Source organism: Xanthomonas arboricola pv. juglandis, from assembly GCF_905367715.1.
Lineage (GTDB): Bacteria > Pseudomonadota > Gammaproteobacteria > Xanthomonadales > Xanthomonadaceae > Xanthomonas > Xanthomonas arboricola.
In genome coordinates, this window is sequence record NZ_HG999362.1 from 2,864,775 (window position 1) to 2,881,899 (window position 17,125).

Annotated in this window: 11 protein-coding genes; 5 read left to right on the forward strand and 6 right to left on the reverse strand. The window is 65.8% G+C overall.

The features are described from left to right. Positions 1–5 precede the first annotated feature (5 nt). Positions 6–3,176: a multidrug efflux RND transporter permease subunit gene (locus tag KHN93_RS12470; RefSeq protein ID WP_016904419.1), complete on the forward strand. Its 3,171-nt coding sequence runs from the start codon at positions 6–8 to the stop codon at positions 3,174–3,176. Between the two features lie 433 nt (positions 3,177–3,609). Here the strand turns inward: KHN93_RS12470 and KHN93_RS12475 are convergent, their stop codons facing one another. Continuing rightward, complete coding sequence (locus tag KHN93_RS12475) at positions 3,610–4,599, reverse strand: LacI family DNA-binding transcriptional regulator (RefSeq protein WP_065050189.1); 990 nt, start codon at positions 4,597–4,599, stop codon at positions 3,610–3,612. Positions 4,600–4,760: 161 nt separating this feature from the next. Here KHN93_RS12475 and ptsP point away from each other — a divergent pair, with 161 nt between their 5' ends. The 4 genes from ptsP (at position 4,761) to KHN93_RS12495 (ending at position 11,546) form a co-directional block, all read left to right on the forward strand. Beyond that, positions 4,761–7,280 carry a phosphoenolpyruvate--protein phosphotransferase gene (gene ptsP / locus KHN93_RS12480; RefSeq protein ID WP_211920250.1) on the forward strand — a complete coding sequence of 840 codons (2,520 nt, stop codon included), beginning with the start codon at positions 4,761–4,763 and terminating at the stop codon, positions 7,278–7,280. Beyond that, positions 7,277–8,233, forward strand: a complete 957-nt coding sequence (gene pfkB / locus KHN93_RS12485) for a 1-phosphofructokinase (RefSeq protein ID WP_104559526.1) — start codon at positions 7,277–7,279, stop codon at positions 8,231–8,233. The genes ptsP and pfkB overlap by 4 nt, the downstream gene beginning before the upstream one ends. Positions 8,234–8,345: 112 nt before the next feature. After that, positions 8,346–10,082, forward strand: a complete 1,737-nt coding sequence (locus KHN93_RS12490; RefSeq protein ID WP_104559525.1) for a PTS fructose transporter subunit IIC — start codon at positions 8,346–8,348, stop codon at positions 10,080–10,082. Positions 10,083–10,268: 186 nt separating this feature from the next. Continuing rightward, positions 10,269–11,546 (forward strand): carbohydrate porin, encoded by a 1,278-nt coding sequence (locus KHN93_RS12495; RefSeq protein WP_181141815.1) that lies wholly within the window; start codon positions 10,269–10,271, stop codon positions 11,544–11,546. A 336-nt stretch (positions 11,547–11,882) separates the two neighbouring features. Here KHN93_RS12495 and KHN93_RS12500 read toward each other — a convergent pair whose 3' ends face one another. The 5 genes from KHN93_RS12500 to yajC form a co-directional block, all read right to left on the reverse strand. Further along, positions 11,883–12,485, reverse strand: coding sequence for a hypothetical protein (locus tag KHN93_RS12500; RefSeq protein WP_146092512.1), 603 nt, complete (start codon positions 12,483–12,485; stop codon positions 11,883–11,885). Between the two features lie 126 nt (positions 12,486–12,611). Then, complete coding sequence (locus KHN93_RS12505; RefSeq protein ID WP_146092511.1) at positions 12,612–13,178, reverse strand: hypothetical protein; 567 nt, start codon at positions 13,176–13,178, stop codon at positions 12,612–12,614. Between the two features lie 495 nt (positions 13,179–13,673). Next, a complete protein-coding gene (gene secF / locus KHN93_RS12510; protein ID WP_016903296.1) occupies positions 13,674–14,642 on the reverse strand; it encodes a protein translocase subunit SecF in 969 nt (322 codons plus the stop codon). Between the two features lie 113 nt (positions 14,643–14,755). After that, positions 14,756–16,600 carry a protein translocase subunit SecD gene (gene secD / locus KHN93_RS12515; RefSeq protein ID WP_026064509.1) on the reverse strand — a complete coding sequence of 615 codons (1,845 nt, stop codon included), beginning with the start codon at positions 16,598–16,600 and terminating at the stop codon, positions 14,756–14,758. Between the two features lie 168 nt (positions 16,601–16,768). Next, entirely contained in the window at positions 16,769–17,122 is a 354-nt protein-coding gene (gene yajC / locus KHN93_RS12520) for a preprotein translocase subunit YajC (protein ID WP_016903294.1), read from the reverse strand. Between the last annotated feature and the right edge of the window lie 3 nt (positions 17,123–17,125).

Sequence of the window (17,125 nt, forward strand, 5' to 3'; positions counted from 1 at the left end):
CGGACATGCCTAAGTTTTTCATCGAACACCCGATCTTTGCCTGGGTGGTGGCGATCCTGATCTCGCTTGCGGGCGTGATCTCGATCCTGAATCTGGGTATCGAGTCGTACCCCACGATCGCCCCGCCGCAGGTCACCGTTACCGCCAACTTCCCCGGCGCCAGCGCCGATACCGCCGAAAAAGCGGTGACCCAGGTCATCGAGCAGCAGCTCACCGGTATCGACCATCTGCTGTACTTCAATTCGTCCTCAGCCGCCAACGGCCGCGTGACCATCACGCTGACCTTCGAAACCGGCACCGACGCGGATATCGCGCAGGTGCAGGTGCAGAACAAGGTGTCGCTGGCCACGCCGCGCCTGCCCTCGGAAGTCACCCAGCAGGGTGTGGTGGTGGCCAAGGCCAACGCCGGCTTCCTGATGGTGGCCGCGTTGCGCTCTGACAACCCGTCGATCAACCGCGACGCGCTCAACGACATCGTCGGCTCGCGTGTGCTCGAGCAGATCTCGCGCGTGCCCGGCGTGGGCAGCACCAACCAGTTCGGCGCCGAGTACGCGATGAACATCTGGTTGAACCCGGAGAAGCTGCAGGGCTACAACCTGTCGGCAACCCAGGTGCTGACCGCGGTGCGTAACCAGAACGTGCAGTTCGCGGCCGGTTCGGTGGGCGCCGACCCGACCCCGGAAGGCATCAGCTTCACCGCCACGGTCTCGGCCGAGGGCCGCTTCAGCTCGCCGGACCAGTTCGAGAACATCATCCTGCGCACCGACAACAACGGTGCCACGGTGCGGTTGAAGGATGTCGCGCGGGTCACCGTGGGGCCGAGCAACTACGGCTTCGACACCCAGTACAACGGCAAGCCCACCGGCGCCTTCGGTATCCAGTTGCTGCCGGGCGCCAACGCCCTGAACGTGTCCGAGGCGGTCGGTGCCAAGCTCGACGAGCTGCAGCCGACCTTCCCGCAGGGCGTGACCTGGTTTGCGCCGTACGAATCGACCACCTTCGTGCGCATCTCCATCGAGGAAGTGATCCACACGCTGGTGGAAGCCATAGTGCTGGTGTTCCTGGTGATGCTGCTGTTCCTGCAGAACTTCCGCGCCACCGTGATTCCCACGCTGGTGATTCCGGTCGCGCTGCTGGGCACGTTCTTCGGCATGTACATGATCGGCTTCACCATCAACCAGCTGACGCTGTTTGCGATGGTGCTGGCGATCGGCATCGTGGTCGACGACGCGATCGTGGTGATCGAGAACGTCGAACGCATCATGAGCGAGGAACACCTGGAGCCGAAGGCGGCAACCCAGAAGGCGATGACCCAGATCACCGGCGCGGTGGTAGCCATCACCGTGGTGCTGGCGGCGGTGTTCATCCCCTCCTCGCTGCAACCGGGCGCTTCGGGCGCGATCTACAAGCAGTTCGCACTGACCATCGCCATGTCGATGGGGTTCTCGGCGTTCCTGGCGTTGAGCTTCACCCCGGCGCTGTGCGGCGCGTTCCTCAAGTCGACCCATTCGACCAAGAAGAACTGGGTCTACCGCACCTTCGACAAGTACTACGACAAGCTGGCGCATCGCTATGTCGGCGTGGTCGGCCACACTCTCAAGCGCTCGCCGCCGTGGATGATCGTGTTCGTGGTGCTGGTGGTGCTGTGCGGCTTCCTGTTCACCCGCATGCCGGGCAGCTTCCTGCCGGAAGAGGACCAGGGCTTTGCGGTGGCCATCGTGCAGCTGCCGCCGGGCGCGACCAAGATCCGCACCAACGAGGCGTTCGCGCAGATGCGTGCGGTGCTGGAGAAGCAGCCGGCCGTGGAAGGCATGCTGCAGATCGCCGGCTTCAGCTTCCTGGGTTCGGGCGAAAACGTCGGCATGGGCTTCATCCGCCTCAAGCCGTGGGAAGAGCGTGACGTCACTGCCGAGCAGTTGATCCAGCAGCTCAACGGTGCCTTCTACGGCATCAAGGGCGCGCAGATCTTCGTGGTCAACCTGCCCACCGTGCAGGGCCTGGGCCAGTTCGGCGGCTTCGACATGTGGCTGCAGGACCGCTCCGGCGCAGGCCAGCAAGCTTTGACCCAGGCGCGCAACATCGTGCTGGGCAAGGCGGCGGAAAAGCAGGACACCATGGTGGGCGTGCGCCCGAACGGGCTGGAAGACGCGCCGCAGCTGCAGCTGCACGTGGACCGTGTGCAGGCGCAGTCGATGGGCCTGGACGTCAGCGACATCTACAGCTCGATCCAGCTGATGCTGGCGCCTGTCTACGTCAACGACTACTTCTCCGAAGGCCGCATCAAGCGCGTCAACATCCGTGCCGACGACCAGTTCCGTACCGGCCCCGAGTCGCTGCGCAGCTTCTTCAGCCCCAGCGCCACGGCCACCGGTGCCGATGGTCAGCCGGGGATGATTCCGCTGAGCAATGTGGTCAAGGCCGACTGGACCTACGCCTCGCCGGCACTGAACCGCTACAACGGCTATTCGGCGGTGAACATCGTCGGCAACCCGGCCCCGGGCGGCAGCTCCGGCCAGGCGATGACCGCGATGGAGGAGATCGTCAACAACGATCTGCCGCCGGGCTTCGGCTTCGACTGGAGCGGCATGTCGTACCAGGAAATCATCGCCGGTAATGCAGCCACGCTGTTGCTGGCGTTGTCTGTGGTGGTGGTGTTCCTGTGCCTGGCCGCCCTCTACGAGAGCTGGTCGATTCCGGTGGCGGTGCTGATGGTGGTGCCGATCGGCGTGCTGGGTGCGATCACCTTCTCGATGCTGCGCGGCCTGCCGAACGATCTGTACTTCAAGATCGGCATGATTACGGTGATCGGCCTGGCGGCCAAGAACGCGATCCTGATCGTGGAGTTCGCAGTGGAGCAGCGTGCGGCAGGCAAGACGCTGCGCGAGGCGACGCTGGAGGCGGCACATCTGCGCTTCCGCCCGATCCTGATGACCTCGTTCGCCTTCATCCTGGGCGTGCTGCCGCTGGCCATCTCCACCGGTGCCGGCGCCAACTCGCGTCACTCCATCGGTACCGGCGTGATCGGCGGCATGGTGTTCGCCACCGTGCTCGGCGTGATCTTCATCCCGCTGTTCTTCGTGGTGGTGCGCCGCATGCTGGGCGACAAGCTGGACGAACAGTCAAAGGAATACCTGCTCGCGCAGAACGACTCGGGCCCGCATCGTCCGGATCGCTGATCCCGGACATAGCGTAGAACGAAAAGCCCCGGCAGTGCCGGGGCTTTTTTTTGCGCGCCCGTGATGTCCCGTAGGAGCGCATCTGGGCGCGATAGGCCTTACCGGGAACGCCCGTCGCGCCCGGGTGCGCTCCTACGGGGTGGCAGGGATTGGTGACATGGCGTGCTTGGGCAAGACCCGCACAGCGCGATCCGCGACAACCGCCCCGCCGGCGTAGGAGCGCACCTGGGAGCGACCGGCGTTACCGGTAACGCCCGTCGCGCCCGGGTGCGCTCCTACGGGGTGGCGGGAATTGGTGACATGGCGTGCTTGGAAAAGACCCGCACAGCGCGATCCACGACAAACGCCATGCCGTTGTAGGAGCGCACCTGGGCGCGATGGGCTGTACCGGTAACGCCCGTCGCGCCCGGGTGCGCTCCTACGACGAGGGCGGCTAGGTGCGCGGGCGGGTGCCGGTGGAGCCGCGGACCACGCAGCGGCCGGTCATCACCATGCGGCGGATCGGCAGCTGCGGATTGCTCAGGCGTTCCAGCAGCAGCGACATCGCCGCGCGGCCCATGTCCTCGACCGGTTGCTCGACCACGGTGATGCCCGGCTCGACCAGGTCGGTCCAGCGCTCGTTGTCGAAGCCGGCCAGGGCCAGGTCGTCGGGGATGCGCAGACCGGCGGTGCGGGCGGCCTTGAGCGCGCCCATCAACAGCAGGCTGTTACTGGTCACGATGGCGTCGGGGCGGTCTGCGCCGGCCAGCCATTGACCGACTTCGGCGATCGCCGCTTCGGCGGTGGGCGCCACTTCGCGGTAGGCCGGCGTCAGCCCCGGCGCCGCCATCGCGGCCAGATAGCCGTTGCGGCGCTCGGTCGCGGTGGTACTGGTGCCGAACAGCCCGCCGATGCGCCGATACCCCTGCGCCTGCAGATGTGCGACCAGCTCGCCCATGGCCGCGGCGTTATCCAGCACCACGCTGTCGTAGCGGCTGCCGGGGCCGGCGCGGTCCACCAACACGGTCGGATAATCCAGCACCAGCTCGTGCATGCGCCCGACCGTGCTGCGGGTCGGCGCAAAGATCAGCCCGGTAATGCGTTCTTCCTGCATCAACTGCAGGTACAGCGCCTCGCGCTCGGGGTCTTCGTCTGTATTGCACAGGGTCACGCGCATGCCGGCGCGGTAGGCCACCTCCTCCACCGCGCGGATCAGCGCGGTGAAGTACGGGTTGCGGATGTCGGCGACGATCACCCCCAATATGCCGGACTGCTGGGATCGCAGGCGCCGCGCCATCAGGTTAGGCCGGTAGCCGGTCTGGCGCACCGCCGCCTCGACCTTGGCCCGCACCTCCTCGCTGACCGGGCCGGTGCCCAGCGCGCGCGAGACCGTCGATTTGGAAACCCCGGCCACCCGGGCCACGTCATTGATGCTGATACTCACTGGGACCGTTCCCGCTCCATTTGCGCACCTGGGGCCAGGCGCCGTGTCTGCTTCGATGCTAACCCGAAAGCACTACAACGTTTTTGTGCAGCGCACATTGACCTAGAACATGGGAACGTTCCCACTATACTGCCCAGCCCGTTCCTACCCCGGAGTCCGTCTTGTCCTCTCCGTCGCCAGCCGCCCCCGTCACTCCCGAACTCGTGCGCCTGCGTGCGCATGCCCGCGACAAGGACGACGCCATCGCGCAGGCCGCCCAGTTGCTGGTCGCCGCCGGCTGCGTGGCGCCGGGCTACGACGCCAGCATGCGGCGCCGCGAAGGCCTGGCGAACACCTTCCTCGGCCACGGCCTGGCGATCCCGCACGGCGTCGGCGAAGACCGCCACCTGGTGCGCCGCGACGGCATCGCGGTGCTGCAGTTGCCCGAGGGTGTGGAATGGAACCCGGGCCAGACCACCCGGCTGGTGGTCGGCATCGCCGCCCAGTCAGACACCCACATCACCCTGCTGCGCCGGCTGACCCGCCTGATCCAGGACCCGGCCCAGCTGGAAGCGCTGTTCACCACCGATGACCCCGGCGTGATCGTGGCGGCCTTGACCGGCGACCGCGCACCCGACACCAGCGCCGCGCCGGCCACCGATCTGGCCGAATCCTTCGAGTGGACCATTGCCTACCCCAGCGGCCTGCACGCTCGCCCGGCCACGCGCTGGGCCGAGACGGCACGCGGTTTCTCGGCGCGCGCCCAGGTGCGCGCCGGCGACCAGGCCGCCGATGCCAAGAGCCTGGTCGGCCTGCTACAGCTGGGCCTGCGTGCCGGCGACAGCATCACCGTTTCGGCTGAAGGCACTGATGCGGGTGCGCTGCTCAAGCGCCTGCGCGCAGTAATGGACAGCCTGACCGCTCAGGAAAAGGCCGATGCCGAGCGTGCCGCGCAACGCCGCGCCGCCCCGGTGGTCGGCTGGACGCCGCCACAGGCGCAACCGGCCATCGTCGGCATCGGCGCCAGCCCGGGCGTGGCGATCGGCATCGTGCACCGGCTGCGTGCGGCACAGACCGAGGTGGCCGATCAACCGGTCGGCCTGGGCGATGGCGGCGCGTTGCTGCACGACGCGCTGACCCGCACCCGCCAGCAGCTGGCGGCGATCCAGGACGATACCCAGCGCCGGCTCGGCGCCTCGGACGCGGCGATCTTCAAGGCCCAGGCCGAGCTGCTCAACGACACCGACCTGATCACCCGCACCTGCCAGCTGATGGTCGAAGGCCACGGCGTGGCGTGGTCGTGGCACCAGGCGGTGGAACAGATCGCCTCGGGACTCGCCGCACTCGGCAACCCGGTGCTGGCCGGCCGCGCCGCCGACCTGCGCGACGTCGGCCGCCGCGTGCTGGCACAGCTCGACCCGGCTGCCGCCGGCGCCGGCCTGACCGACCTGCCCGAGCAGCCCTGCATCCTGCTGGCCGGCGATCTGTCGCCGTCGGACACCGCCAACCTGGACACCGCACGCGTGCTCGGCCTGGCCACCGCGCAAGGCGGGCCGACCTCGCATACCGCGATCCTGTCGCGCACGCTCGGCCTGCCGGCGCTGGTCGCGGCCGGCGGCCAACTCATGGATATCGAAGACGGCGTCACCGCCATCATCGACGGCAGCAGCGGGCGGCTGTACATCAACCCGTCCGAGCTGGATCTGGATGCGGCGCGCACGCATATCGCCGAGCAGCAGGCGATCCGCGAGCGCGAAGCCGCGCAGCGCGCATTGCCAGCCGAAACCAGCGACGGCCACCACATCGACATCGGCGCCAACGTCAACCTGCCCGACCAGGTCGCAATGGCGCTGACCCAGGGCGCCGAAGGCGTCGGCCTGATGCGGACCGAATTCCTGTTCCTGGAAAGCGGCAGCACGCCCAGCGAGGACGAGCAGCACGCAACCTACCTGGCGATGGCGCAGGCGCTGGACGGCCGCCCGCTGATCGTGCGCGCACTGGACATCGGCGGCGACAAGCAGGTGGCGCATCTGGAGCTACCGCACGAGGAAAACCCGTTCCTGGGCGTCCGCGGCGCGCGTCTGCTGCTGCGTCGCCCCGATCTGCTCGAACCGCAGCTGCGCGCGCTGTACCGCGCCGCCAAGGACGGCGCGCGGCTGTCGATCATGTTCCCGATGATCACCTCGGTGCCGGAGCTGATCATCCTGCGCACCATCTGCGCGCGCATCCGCGCCGAACTCGACGCGCCCGAGGTGCCGATCGGCATCATGATCGAGGTGCCCGCCGCGGCCGCACAGGCCGACGTGCTGGCGCGCCATGCGGACTTCTTCTCGATCGGCACCAACGACCTGACCCAGTACGTGCTGGCGATCGACCGCCAGAACCCGGAGCTGGCCGCCGAAGCCGACAGCCTGCACCCGGCGGTGCTGCGCATGATCCGCAGCACGATTGAAGGTGCGCGCAAACACGACCGCTGGGTCGGCGTATGCGGCGGCCTGGCCGGCGATCCGTTCGGCGCCAGCCTGCTGGCCGGCCTGGGCGTGCAGGAACTGTCGATGACGCCCAACGACATCCCGGCGGTCAAGGCACGCCTGCGCGGCACCGCGCTGAGCACGCTGCAGCAGCTCGCCGAGCAGGCGCTGAACTGCGAAACCGCAGAGCAGGTGCGCGCACTGGAAGCGCAGCGCGAGGGCCAGGCATGAACCTGCACGCCATCACGGTGACGCTGAACCCGGCGATCGACCAGACCATCCAGCTCGACAGCCTGCAGCCGGGCGCGGTGCATCGCGCCAGCAGCGTGCGCAACGATGCCGGCGGCAAGGGCATCAACGTGGCCGCCTGTCTGGCCGACTGGGGCAGCCAGGTCGCCGCGCTCGGCGTGCTCGGGGTCGGCAATGCCGGCGTGTTCGAGGCGCTGTTCCGCGAGCGCGGCATTGCCGATCACTGCCAGCGCGTGGCCGGCGAGACCCGCACCAACCTCAAGCTGGTCGAAGCGCGCAGCAACGACACCACCGACATCAACCTGCCCGGGCTGCGCCTGGGCCAGCCGCACCTGCAGGGCGTGGCCGATCACCTCGCCCCGCTGCTGCGCCCCGGCCTGCCGGTGGTGCTGTCGGGCAGCCTGCCGGCCGGCCTGCCGGACGACAGCTGGGCGCAGTTGCAGGCCCAGGCCAGCGCCGCCGGTGCGCGCGTGCTGCTGGACACCAGCGGCGCGCCGCTGGTGGCCGCGCTTGGTGCCGAACGCCAGGCGCTGCCGTACGTGGTCAAGCCGAACCGCCACGAGCTGGAAGCCTGGACCGGTCGCCCGCTGAGCGACCGTGCCGCCCTCAGCGCCGCCGCGCACGAACTGATCGCGCGCGGTATCCAGTTGGTGGTCATTTCGATGGGTACCGAGGGCGCGCTGTTCGTGCAGCGCGACCAGCGCCTGATCGCGCGTCCGCCGCGTCTGGCGCAGGGCAGCAGCGTGGGCGCCGGTGACGCGATGGTGGCCGGCCTGGCCGCCGCGCTGCTCGGCGATTCCACCGATCTGGAAAGTTGCGCACGGCTGGCGACTGCGTTCTCGCTCAGCCGGCTGGAAAGCGGCGATGCGCGCCGGCTGAACCCGCAGCAGGTACGCAAGCTCGCCGGCGAGATCGTCATCGACCCGCTCTCGTAGCACCACCGCCGGCGCGAACGCTGGCCGCGCTAGCGCAGCGCGCCGATGTTTGCGCAAGACACCACGTATCCCGCCGGCGCTTGCCGGCGACCGAACAACGCAGGAGATTTGCATGTCCTCTTCCATCGTGGTCATCGCCGCTGGCGACCGCAGCACCGAAGCCGTCCTGGCGGCCGAAGCGCTGCGCCGCGCGGCCACCGCCGCCGGGCGCAGCGTGACGATCGAAATCCGCAGCGACCAGGGCGTGCTCGGCGCATTGCCGGGTGAACTGGTCAGCGCCGCCAGCCAGGTGCTGGTGATCGGCGACGCCGATGCCGACACCGCCCGCTTCGGCGACGCGCAGCTGCTGCGCCTGAGCCTGGGCGCGGTGCTGGACGACCCGGCCGCCGCGGTGAACCAGCTCGCCGCACCGGCTGCCGCCAATGCATCGGCTGCCGCAGCAAGCGCGGGCACCGGCAGCAAGCGCATCGTTGCGATCACCTCCTGCCCCACCGGCATCGCGCACACCTTCATGGCCGCCGAAGGCCTGCAGCAGGCCGCGAAGAAACTCGGCTACCAGATCCGCGTGGAAACCCAGGGCTCGGTCGGCGCACAGGACGCCCTGACCGACGCGGAAATCCGCGATGCCGACCTGGTGCTGATCGCCGCCGATCGCGAGGTCGACCTGGCCCGTTTCGGCGGCAAGCGCCTGTTCAAGAGTGGCACCAAGCCGGCCATCAACGATGGCCCGGCCTTGATCCAGAAAGCGCTGGCCGAAGCCGGCGTGCACGGCGGCGCGGCGCCGCTCGCAGGCGCCGCCAAGGCCGAAAACACCGGCAACGGCCGCACCGGCGCCTACAAGCACCTGATGACCGGCGTGTCGTTCATGCTGCCTTTCGTCACCGCTGGCGGCTTGTTGATCGCGCTGGCATTCGCGCTCGGCGGCATCTATGCCGGCGACGATGCCCACCAGGGCACGCTGGCCTGGTCGCTGTTCCAGATCGGCGCCAAGGCCGGCTTTACCCTGATGGTGCCCGCGCTGGCCGGCTATATCGCCTACTCCATCGCCGACCGCCCCGGCATCGCGCCCGGCATGATCGGCGGCCTGGTCGCGGCCAACCTCAATGCCGGCTTCCTCGGCGGCATCATTGCCGGCTTCATCGCCGGCTATGGCGTGGCCGCGTTCAACCGCTACATCCGCCTGCCGCGCAACCTGGAAGGGCTCAAGCCGGTGCTGATCCTGCCGGTGCTGGGCACGCTGCTGGTCGGCCTGGCGATGATGTACGTGTTCGGTCAGCCGGTGGCCGACCTGCTGGCCTGGCTCACCGCCTGGCTGCGCGGCATGCAGGGCAGCAGCGCGCTACTGCTGGGCCTGTTGCTTGGCGGCATGATGGCCTTCGACATGGGCGGGCCGGTCAACAAGGCCGCCTATGCGTTCTCCACCGGCCTGATCGCCAGCCAGGTCTACACCCCGATGGCGGCCGCCATGGTGGCCGGCATGACCCCGCCGCTGGGCATCGCGCTGGCCACCTGGGTGTTCCGCAACCGTTTCACCGTGGAAGAGCGCGGCTCGGCCACGGCCGCCGGCGTGCTCGGGCTGGCCTTCGTCACCGAAGGGGCGATTCCTTATGCCGCGCGCGACCCGCTGCGCACCATCCCGGCACTGGTGATCGGCTCGGCCGTGGCCGGTGCGATCTCGATGACCGCCGGTGCCGAGTTGAAGGCACCGCACGGCGGCATCTTCGTGCTGCTGATCCCGAACGCAGTGACCCACCTGCTCAATTACGTGCTGGCCCTGGTGGTCGGCGTGGTGGTCACCGCCGTGGCACTGCGCCTGCTCAAGAAGCCGGTGGCCGACGTGGTCGCCTGACCTTCGGCCACCCCGCCACTGGCGCTTGCCGCCCGCGCATGCACCACGCCTGATCGCCGCCCCGCTCCACCCCTGACTGGTTTCACCGCTGCGCTGCGCACCTTCGTGCGCGGCCGGCGGCTTGCCCATCCCCTAGCTGTCGCGTTCGCCACCTCGGCCACGCCTTCCTTCGTTCGGAGTCCTGCCATGACCGTCCTCGCCCCCCGCCATGCCCGTCCCCGCCTGCTGTGCCTGTCGCTGGCACTGGCGCTGACGCCGCTCGCCCACGCGCAGGATGCCGCCGATGCTTTCAAGCTCAAGCTGGGTTACACCGGCGAAGCCGCCTCGATGATCGATGGCGGCCGCAAGAACGGCGATGCCTATGCCGGCCAGCTGATGGTCGGCACCGATGTCGACATGGACCGCCTGTTCGGCTGGGGCGGCGCCACGGTCAAGCTGTACGTCACCAACCGCCACGGCACCAACCTGGCCAACAGCAGCATCGGCAACAGCACCTCGGTGCAGGAAATCTACGGCGGCCAGGGCACGCGGCTGGCCAACTTCACCCTGCTGCAGAAACTGTTCGACGACCGCCTGGAACTGGAAGCCGGCCGCAGCGTGGCCAACATCCATTTCCTCGGCTCGGACCTGTGCCAGTACTTCCAGGGCAACTCGGCCTGCGGCAACCCCACCTTCGTGTTCCGCACCAGCAACTTCACCTACTGGCCGGTGTCCAGCTGGGCCGCGCATGCCACCGCCTGGGTCACGCCCAAGGTCTATGTGCATGTGGGCGCGTACGAGGTGAACCCGGTGCAGGCCCAGGACGGCCAGCACGGCCTGAAGTGGAGCACCGACGACACCACCGGCGTGGTGGTGCCTTACGCGGTCGGCTACAAGAACAAGGGCGGCGACGGCAGCATGGCCGCGATGTACGAACTGGGCGGCTGGCAGGACAACTCCGACTACACCGACCCGCTGCGCGACCGCAACGGCAACCCGGCCGTGCTCAGCGGCCTGGGCTACGAAAACAAGCAGGGCCGCTCGGGCATGTTCGCCCGCTTCGAACAACAGGTCACCAACCCGGATCCGTCCGGCGCCCGCGGCCTGACCGTGTTCGGCGCCATCCTCAAGAGCACCGGCGGCCAGGCGATCGAGGACCATTTCGTGCAACTGGGCCTGGTGCAGAAAGGCACCTTCGCCAGCCGCCCGCAGGACAACATTGCGTTTGTGATCACCCAGCAGAAGTACAGCGACGAGGCGATCGAAAACCTGCGCCTGGCGCGCGCCTCGGCCGGCGGCACCGGCGCCCCGGCCGACAACCAGATCATGATGGAGCTGAGCTACGGCATCCAGGTCACCAAGCGCCTGCGCATCGCGCCGAACCTGCATTACGTGATCAACCCCGACCAGTTCAACGAACCGACCCGCACCAACGATCTGAAGAACGCGCTGATTGCAGGCATGCGGATCGATTGGAATCTGTGACCCGTAGAGAAGCTGCGCGCGTTGCGCGCATCATTGGCGGGCACCACTGCCTGAAGTGAGTGGCGGGTGCGTTGCATCTGACTGCAGTGCAACGCATTGCGTCGACTCGGTTGGCCTGGGCATTTGCCGGATGTGGCCGACGAGTTTGATGAGCCGCGTCGGTACGCAATCGCACGTAATGAGGCGTTATCGGCCCACTTGGTCGCGCGCAAGCCAGTCGCCGGACACGCTAGATCACGCGACAGCGGATACCGAAGCTGTAATGAACCACCACAGCCTAACGCCTGAATTAAGCCGACGCGCGAAGCGCGTTCGGCTTGAATGAATTGTTAGGGCTCACGCCATTAGCTTTTGGCGGCAAGCTCTGACAAAAGACTCATATAGCGGAACGAAGGAGCGTGCTGCGCGATTTAGCTGTCTTGCATCTTCTATTACAAACTCCGGCCGTGGACCCTCTGCTCTGAGTCGATCTGGAAAAACCGATGAAAAATCTCCATTCCCGACAGGAACTGTAAGTTTTGCGAACTCGATACTAAGTTCTTGAGCTGCAGTAACAAGAGATTTGCGTTGTTCCTCTAGCTTCTTGTCCAGAAATTCTTTTTCAACAGTGTCCCAAGTCTCTGAGAAGTTAAAAAGAGATCTCATGTGTGTGTATTTGAACGCGTTCCCGAAGTCGTAGTCTTTCAACATGGTTATAGCGGGCTCAACCGGAAGCTCTGCTAAAAACTGCAAATATAGCGCTCTATCATGCTCACGCGCCGGTTGTGCGATGTTGAGTTTTTCCTTCACGTAGTCTTTGCCAAAAAATGCGGCCAACGCAGCAAGCAAAGCGAGTGAAGAATCCCAACTAGGCTGACCCGCAAAGAGGCCATGCAGAAACCATGCCTCGGCCAGCATCAAAAGAAGTGTTGTGAAGATGTTTTCGACGGTGAATCGCATGATGTGAGCCTTAACGCCTGAATTAAGCCGGCCCACATCAGGGCGGCGACTGAGTGCAAATATAGCCGAAGGCGCGCACTTAGGCGCCGCCCTGATGTGGGCCGGCTTGAATGAATGGTTAGGGCGCTATCCGAATGCTCCAAGACGAATAGCACCAACTATAAGTAGGAGAATGAGGCCACTCGCTAGCGCCAACTTGGATGCTAATTTGATTGCACGGTACGTTGGTTCCCCGCGTTTTACCCGTCTCCACTCGCTCTTAAGTATGCCCTGCACGTCATTAGAAAATGATTCGATCTCTTGCTTCCGCTGTGCGTGTGTAAGTCCGGTAAAAGACTCGCCTTGCGCAAGGGATTTAAGCTGCTCGATGACACTGGCATGCTCGTTTGGATTTAGACGAAGCTCAATCTTTGCTTGAAGGATTTCTAGCTCCATGAACTCGCTCTTCATGCTGCGCCAGAAATCTCTAGTTGTGAAGTCTTGAGAAGGAACTAGCTCTAGTTCCGCGGCGACGTAGTACCAAATCCCGATGAACTTCGCTGTGTCCTCACGAAGGTTGTCGATCCAGCCCTGGCGGAAGTCGGAAACTTTGCTCTCCTTTGTAAAGACAGCGACTAGATACGTGACGCTGCCCGCGACCAAGGCTGCAATTATCGTTGCAGTGGCACCAATGAATGGCGAGTTTGATGTCATAGCGCCCTAACTACTATTGGACCGCCGAAATGCGGTGTTGCACGGAGTATCTTCGATCGCTGGCGCTTTGTGTATGGGGAAATCCTAGCCGCGATCACGGGATTACGCGACGGCAAGCGGACTCCACCTTTGCGCGATTTCTAGTTTTATCCAGCAAGGACGCAGGCGTATGAAATACATCCCCAAAAACAATGGCGTAACAGCACGTCCGCCGACGCTGTTGCTCGATGGAATGCGCGACCGCTTGCGCGCTCGGCACTAAAGCCTGCGCACCGAGCAGGCGTATCTCAGCTGGATACGGCGCTTCATCCTGGCCAGCGGCTCTCTACCGCAAAGTACTGCGTATCGATCAGCATCACGTGTCTGACGAAATCCCTAGCGTTCGCGATCTTGAGTAATGGCGTCACAGTGCACAACCGTGAACTAAGCGTCCAACGCCAGAAACGAAAAAACCGCGCAATGCGCGGTTTTTTCGTCACACCTTTTGCCAACCGATCAAGGACGACGCGCCAGCGCCTCCACGTCCTTGGCCTTGGGCAGCAGATCCTGCTTGGTGACGGCGAACGGCCCGATGCTCAGCATCGGCACTGCCACGATCACCGAGGAGATCACCACGATCACCGCGCCGATCATGTGCGTCTCGGCCAGGCCTTCCATCGACTCACCGCCGTAGATGTATAGGGCCAGCGCCGACAGGAAGAACATCACCGCGGTGATCACCGTGCGCGACAGCGTCTGGTTGATCGAGCGGTTCAGCACTTCCAGCGGCTCCACCCGCAATGCGCGGAAGTTTTCGCGCACGCGGTCGAACACCACGATGATGTCGTTGATCGCAAAGCCCATCACCGACAACAGGCCGGCCAGCACGGTCAGGTCGAACTCGCGGCCGGTCAGCGACACGAAGGCCACGGTGACCAGCAGGTCGAACAAGGCGGTCAGGCTGGCAACCACCGCGAACTTCCACTCGAAGCGGAAGGCGATGTAGATCAGAAAACCCACCAGCATGAACACGGTGGCGTACACGCCGTTCAAGGCCAAGTCCTTGCCGACCTGCGGGCCGACGAACTCGCCCGGCTGCACGGTGGCGGGATTCTGCGCGGTGCTGACCGCCTTGCGCACTTCTTCGGCGACGGTGGTTGCGGCATCGTCGCGGTTGTTGTGCTGCTCGCGCGCCTGCAGGCGGATCATCACTTCGTTGCCGCCACGCGCGTTCTGCACCTGGGCGTTCTCGAAGCCGGCCTTGGCCAGCTGCTCGCGCACCTGGTCCACGTCCACGGTCTTCTGGAACGAGGTCTGCACCAGCGTGCCGCCGGTGAATTCCAGTGCGTAGTTGAAGCCCTTGCCGACGATGACGCCGACCGAGGCCACCGCGATCACCAGCATCAGGATCAGCACCGGCTTGCGCAGGCGCATGAAGTCGATCTTGGTGTCGTTGGGAATGAGATGGAGCGGGAACAATTTCATGGAAAAGATCTTCCGTTTAGACGTTGCGCACCGTCAGGATGCGCAACGCTTGCGAAGGGATTCATCCCCCGCCCCCAGCAGCGCGCTGCAGGGGGCAAGGCCGGACTCGCATCTCAGATGGCGACGGTCTTCAGCTTCTTGCGGCGGCCGTAGATCAGCACCGCCAGCGCACGCGACACGGTGATCGCGGTGAACATCGAGGCGAAGATACCGATCATCATGGTCAGCGCGAAGCCCTTCAGCGGGCCGGTGCCGAACGCGTACAAGGCCACCGCTACGATCAGACCGGTGAGGTTGGCGTCCAGGATGGTGCCGCCGGCCTTTTCATACCCGGCGGCAATCGCCGATTTGGCCGGCACGCCCAGTCGCAGTTCCTCGCGGATACGCTCGTTGATCAGCACGTTGGCGTCCACCGACAGGCCCACCGACAAGGCCAGGCCGGCAAACCCGGGCAGCGTCATGGTGGCGCCGAACAGCGACATCACCGCCACCACGATCAGCAGGTTGAACAGCAGCGCCACCGAGGTGATCGCGCCGAACACGCGGTAGTAGACGGTGAAGAACACCAGCGTGAACAGGAACGAGTAGATCACCGCAGTGACGCCGCGCTCCACGTTCTCCGCGCCCAGGCTCGGGCCGATCACGTATTCCTCGACGAAATCCATCGGTGCGGCCAGCGAGCCGGATTTCAACAACTTGGCCAGGTTCTCCGCTTCGGTCTTTTCCAGACCGGTGGTCTGGAAGTTCTTGCCGAACACGCCGGCGATACGGGTCGGCGACAGCGCCTCTTCCTTGACCCGCACGCTGCGCACTTCCTTGCCGTCGACCATGCTGACGGTGGGAATGCGCTCGATGTAGACCACCGACATCAGCTTGCCGACGTTGGCGCTGGTGTAGTCGAGCATGCGCTGGCCGGCGACGTTGTTGAGCGTCACCGCCACCGCCGGCATGCCGTTCTGGTCGGTGCTGACGCTGGCGCTGACCATCTGGTCGCCGGTCACCAGCGCGCGCTTGTTGAGCAGCACCGGCGCGCCGGTATCGCGCACGCGGTAGACCTTGGCTTCGGGCGGGATGCTGCCGCTGCGCACGGCGTCTTCGGCATTGCCTTCGACCACCGCGCGGAATTCCAGCGAGGCGGTGGCGCCGATCAGGCGCTTGGCCTCGGCGGTGTCCTGCAGGCCGGGCAGTTCGACTACGATGCGGTCCTCGCCCTGGCGCTGGATGGTCGGTTCGGACACGCCCAGCGCGTTGACGCGGTTACGCAAGGTGGTGAGGTTCTGCTCGATCGCGCCGCTGGCGATCTGCTTGAGTTCGGCCTCCGGCACCTTGACCGAGATGTTCTGGCCGCTGACGTCGTAGGTCAGGGTCGGCTGCGACTTGGCCAGCGCGGTGCGCGCGGCGTCGACGCTGGCGCCTTCGCTCAGGCTGACCTGGATGCTGTTGTCGCCGCGGCGCTCGACCGAGCGGTAGGCGATACGGCCATCGCGCAGCGTGGTGCGGATGTCTTCGGCAAAGCCGTCCAGGCGCTTTTCCAGCGCAGCCTTCTGGTCCACCTGCATGGCGAAGTGCACGCCGCCGACCAGGTCAAGGCCCAGCACCATCGGCCGGCCGCCCAGCTTGGCCAGCCAGTCCGGCACGGTCGAGGCCAGATTCAGCGCCACCGTGTAGTTCTCGCCCAGTTGCTGGCGCAGCACGTCGTTGGCGCGGGTCTGTGCCTGCAGGTTGGGCAGGCGCACCATCAGGCTGTCGCCTTCGCGGGTGACGGCCTTCGGCGTGATGCCGGCGGCCTTGAGGTCGGCGTCGATGCGGCTGCGCAAGGCGTCGTCGAGCTGGGCACCGCGGCTGGCGGTGATCTGCACGGACGGGTCCTTCTGGTAGATGTTGGGCAACGCGTACAACGCGCTGACCGCCAGCACCAGCAGGATCAGGAAATACTTCCAGCGAGGAAATTCGAGCATTGCGACAGTCCCGCGCGACACCATCCCGGCGGCGCGCCTAGCAGTGAGAACGACTTCAAGCGGCCAACACAACGGCGCCAGCGGTCGTCAGGTGGATGCGGCGGTCAACGCCGGTTCGCGGCACCAACTGCGCCCACCTGACAGTGGGCGCAGCGGGTTGGTTGCCGCTTAGTTGGCAGACTTCAGCGTGCCCTTGGGCAGCACGTGGCCCACGGCACTCTTCTGCACCCGGATGCGCACGTTATCGGCCACTTCTACGGTGATGAAGTTGTCGCCGATATCGGTGATCACGCCCGCCACGCCGCCGGAGGTGATGACTTCGTCGCCACGCGCCAGCTTGTCCAGCAGCGACTTGTGCTCCTTCTGGCGCTTCATCTGCGGGCGGATCATCAGGAAGTACATGACCGCGATCAGGATGATCGGCAACGCGAAGGTGGACAGGCCTCCCATCGGGCCGGGCGCCGGCGCGCCGCCAGTGGCCTGCGCCTGGGCGACGGGGATCAGGAAATCGAGCAGATTCATTCA

Coding starts and splice junctions, on each gene's coding strand:
- pfkB (WP_104559526.1), top strand. CDS start 7,277: ATGAACCTGCACGCCATCACGGTGACGCTGAACCCGGCGATCGACCAG.
- secF (WP_016903296.1), bottom strand. CDS start 14,642: ATGAAATTGTTCCCGCTCCATCTCATTCCCAACGACACCAAGATCGAC.
- KHN93_RS12500 (WP_146092512.1), bottom strand. CDS start 12,485: ATGCGATTCACCGTCGAAAACATCTTCACAACACTTCTTTTGATGCTG.
- KHN93_RS12495 (WP_181141815.1), top strand. CDS start 10,269: ATGACCGTCCTCGCCCCCCGCCATGCCCGTCCCCGCCTGCTGTGCCTG.
- KHN93_RS12470 (WP_016904419.1), top strand. CDS start 6: ATGCCTAAGTTTTTCATCGAACACCCGATCTTTGCCTGGGTGGTGGCG.
- yajC (WP_016903294.1), bottom strand. CDS start 17,122: ATGAATCTGCTCGATTTCCTGATCCCCGTCGCCCAGGCGCAGGCCACT.
- KHN93_RS12490 (WP_104559525.1), top strand. CDS start 8,346: ATGTCCTCTTCCATCGTGGTCATCGCCGCTGGCGACCGCAGCACCGAA.
- KHN93_RS12505 (WP_146092511.1), bottom strand. CDS start 13,178: ATGACATCAAACTCGCCATTCATTGGTGCCACTGCAACGATAATTGCA.
- secD (WP_026064509.1), bottom strand. CDS start 16,600: ATGCTCGAATTTCCTCGCTGGAAGTATTTCCTGATCCTGCTGGTGCTG.